This is a genomic window from Cellulosimicrobium composti, assembly GCF_010287905.1.
Taxonomy (GTDB): Bacteria; Actinomycetota; Actinomycetes; order Actinomycetales; family Cellulomonadaceae; genus Cellulosimicrobium; species Cellulosimicrobium composti.
The window spans coordinates 1-3,409 of record NZ_JAAFAN010000127.1; the positions used below are offsets into that span (position 1 = coordinate 1).

The window sequence follows — 3,409 nt, forward strand, 5'->3', positions numbered from 1 at the left end:
CCCGGCGTCTGCTCCTTCGGCATGGCTCCATCCTCGTTTCCAAGGTCAGGAACCTCCAACAAACCCAGGGCGATTCACCGCTTCCTCCTTGGTCGGGCTCGCATGGCCATACGAGCGCATCGACGAAAACGGCACCCCTGACGCCTGGACCCCAGCCAACCTCTGGCCACGAGGCCAGAACCATGTGCGGCAGGGTCAGCCCGAGTGGGACGAGATCGCCTCCGCTCTCGCCACGTACCCCACCGGCAGGCGTCTCGATCGCGTTGATCGCGCGACGATCCAGCTGTTCCGTGACGCGGAAGGGCAGGAACCGATCAGCCAGGCGATCCCGCTGCGTCGCTGGATCGCCTTCCAGACCGAGCTCGACGGACGCGCGTATGCACTGTATGACGGCGGCTGGTATCAAGTCCACAACGACTATGCGGAGAATATCAACTCACGAACTGCGGAGATTTTCGCTCGGCGCGTCGAGGATCTCGCTTTCCCGACATGGGACACCGGAATGGAGGAAGCGGCCTACAACGAGAAGCTTGCCGCTGCGGTTGGCGGTGCTTGCCTTGACAAGAAGTTGATCACCACTCGCCTGCACCGACGGGGGATCGAAGCCTGCGACGTCTACGTCGGCGAAGGAACGCTGATCCACGTCAAGAAGACGGACCGGTCGACAGCCGCGAGCCATCTGATTGCGCAGGCGCTCGTGTCAACCGACTCGCTCTGCAATGACTCCGAAGCCCGTGAAGCGGTCCGTGCCCGGATCGCGGCTGCTGGTGGCGATCGGGGCTCGTTCGGCGCGAAGCCGAAGCGCGTGATCCTCGCAATGCATCGAAGCGATGGACGTCGGGGTGTTACCGCTGAGAGCTTTTTACCTTCACCAAGGTCAACCTCGTCAGGCAGGCGACGGCGCTTGAGGAGCGAGGTGTGGAGGTCCGGATCGTGTCCATTCCACTGACCTGATCGCCGCAGCCAAGCCCTGGACCTTAACGAGCAGACGGCGACAGCCGCGTGTTCCATCCCTAAGTCAGGTTGCTGAGATCGGGACGATAACGCTATCGCGGGCGACAACTACGCCGTTCTTGATGATGTAGCACTCCACGAGATGCTCGCCACGAAACTGTGTACGCTCGCGGCGCTCGGCCCCGACGCTCGGGTCGATGATCTGGCCGCGGATGTTGTCTCGACGCTCGGCCTCAGGTCCTCGGTTGAGGACCTTCCACTTCACGACATACGGGCCGGGCACATCGGTCTGGATGATCTGGAACCGCAGGTCCTTCTGAGGTCGGAGGAGTCCATGCGAATCGAGGATCGTTCGGAGCCACTGGGGACGGAACCCGTCCTGCACCACTGAACAGTCGATCGAGAGACTGAAGCGGATGTCAACGGGGTACCGATCCTCGATGAACTGTTCGGTGTTGCTGAACGATCGCGAAGCCGAAGCGAGAACGGACTCGGTTGCGGCGGCGACGACCGGAACGGCCTTCCCGAAGACAGCGCGCCACTTCTTGTAGGCGTTCGCGTTACCGTCGGCGCTGACGGCGAGGACAGCCAGGTCGTACGCTGCCTTCGCGCGACGCTGGAACTTCTTCTTCACGCGGACCCGCTGGCGGCTGCCGAGTGCGGCGTAGAACTCGTGATCGTCTTCCTGCGAGAGGTACCAGAAGAAGTCGCGCGCCATCTCGCCGTACTGATCCGACCTGGCCGTGCGGTAGGCGGTGTTCGACCGGAGGAAGTTGTAGGCGAGCGTGTCGATAAGCAGTCCGCCCATGGCGACGCCGTGCTTGTTCTTCCAGGCGCGGGCGAGCCTCGACAGCCGACGAAGGTTCCCCCGGGACCGCTCGTCTTCAGCGCTCGTCTCCTTGATCTCGGCCCGTGGTTTGGTGATCTTCCAGGAGTCCGAGTAGGTGTCAGGGTAGGAGAAGCTGTCGTCGGTGTTCGCGAAGACCGGCTGGACCTCAAACATGAAGCTGGCAAACTGGACGACGACAACGAGTCTGTCGACGGTGACCGACGTGCTGGGGTAGCGGTCCTGGATCGCCTTCCGGGTCCGCGAGAGCACCTTTGAGGGGCCTCCGTCCTGTTCGTAGGTCCCACGGATGGAGCCAGGCAGGATGTAGAGAAGGTCCAGGTCAGAGATGCCGCGGATCGCAGTAGACCGGCCGAACGAACCGACCATCAGCCGGTTCGCGGTCGATCCCTCGAGGTTGCGGAACTCGCGGTTGAGGGTCTTGGTGATCTCGTCACGTCTCGCTGTGATGGTGTCCGCATTGTCGACACTCAGGTTTGCGAGCAACCCCTCGAAGATCTCACTCGCTTGCGACATCGGCGACTGCCTGTCCAGTGCGGAGTGCCGGCGGCAGCAGTTGGTCGATCTCCGCGGAAGAGAACGTCAGGTCGCCATGCATCTGCAGGGCCTCCTGAGCGCGCTTGTACGCGGCGGCGGAAGTCCGAGGTGCGTCTGCGTAGATCGCCCCGGCGGCAACCTGCAACTTGTCGCGCTCGCCCCTACCTTCCTCCAGGGTGATGCTCCCGGAGGTGAGGTCGACCAGGAGAGACAGGTACGACTCCCGCACGTTCCAGAGTTTCGCCGCCGTCTCGCGATGCTGCTGCATCTCCTCGCCGTGCTGGAACGTCTTGTCCGACAGCGCGCTGGCGGAGAGCAGCACGGCGATGAACGAGGTCACGACCGCCGCCCACTGCTTGTCGAGCAGCAGACCAGTGAGCGAGGCGAGGAAAGCGCCCGAACTCACCGCCGTCAACCCGACGCGGACGCGGCGCTGCTTGCGGTACTTCTCGTGGCAGATGTCGGCCTGCTTCTCCTGCGTCTTGTGCGTGTAGCAGATCCGGCCATACGCCTCGCGGACCTGCGCGAGGAGAAGCGCGCGCGGCTCACCGCGAGATGATGTCGTGCTTAGACCAGCGTCCACGCAGACTCCTTCGTGCTGACAGCATGCGGCTCGAGCGCCGATCCGCAGGTCCGAGCGCAGCGCTGCGGTCCGAAGACGAGGCTAGAGGGACCCACTGACACGGATGTGGCGCGCGACGCACGCGCTGGTACAGGGTTCGGAGGTCGAACTCGGCTGGCGGCTAGGCTCGCGCGCCATGAGCCGCAAGCACCTGTTCATCGCCGTGGCCGCGACAGCCTTGGTCGGCCTCGCATCCTTTGCCGCGGGGCACGCGGCCAGTGCCACGTCGCCGGCTCACCTGCTGGCACGAACACCGGATGAGTGGACGGCGCTGGCTGCATGGCTCGCGCTATTTGTCGCATCAGGGGCTGCGTGCATTGCCTGGGTGCAGGCGGGCGAGGCACGCAGGATCCGGATCGAACAGGGTCAACCTGTCGCGCGTCAGACTTTGTGGCAGGGCCCGTTGCTTGCGGGCCTGACCTGTGAGGAGTCTGATCGTTCATGGCAAG

General features: G+C 63.9%; 4 protein-coding genes. 2 read left to right on the forward strand and 2 right to left on the reverse strand.

Annotated elements, in window-relative coordinates:
- Positions 1 to 949: DUF6119 family protein (locus tag GYH36_RS18900; protein ID WP_203232046.1), on the forward strand; the 949-nt coding region annotated here is incomplete at its 5' end.
- Between the two features lie 69 nt (positions 950 to 1,018).
- Here the strand turns inward: GYH36_RS18900 and GYH36_RS18905 are convergent.
- Positions 1,019 to 2,317 carry a nucleotide-binding domain-containing protein gene (locus GYH36_RS18905; protein WP_162290679.1) on the reverse strand — a complete coding sequence of 433 codons (1,299 nt, stop codon included), beginning with the start codon at positions 2,315 to 2,317 and terminating at the stop codon, positions 1,019 to 1,021.
- The gene (locus tag GYH36_RS18910; RefSeq protein ID WP_162290680.1) at positions 2,301 to 2,921 is read right to left on the reverse strand and encodes an SLATT domain-containing protein; all 621 of its coding nucleotides are present in this window, start codon (positions 2,919 to 2,921) and stop codon (positions 2,301 to 2,303) included. The genes GYH36_RS18905 and GYH36_RS18910 overlap by 17 nt, the downstream gene beginning before the upstream one ends.
- Positions 2,922 to 3,096: 175 nt before the next feature.
- Here GYH36_RS18910 and GYH36_RS18915 point away from each other — a divergent pair.
- Positions 3,097 to 3,409, forward strand: a 313-nt coding sequence (locus tag GYH36_RS18915; RefSeq protein WP_203232047.1) for a hypothetical protein, incomplete at its 3' end; no start/stop codon positions are given.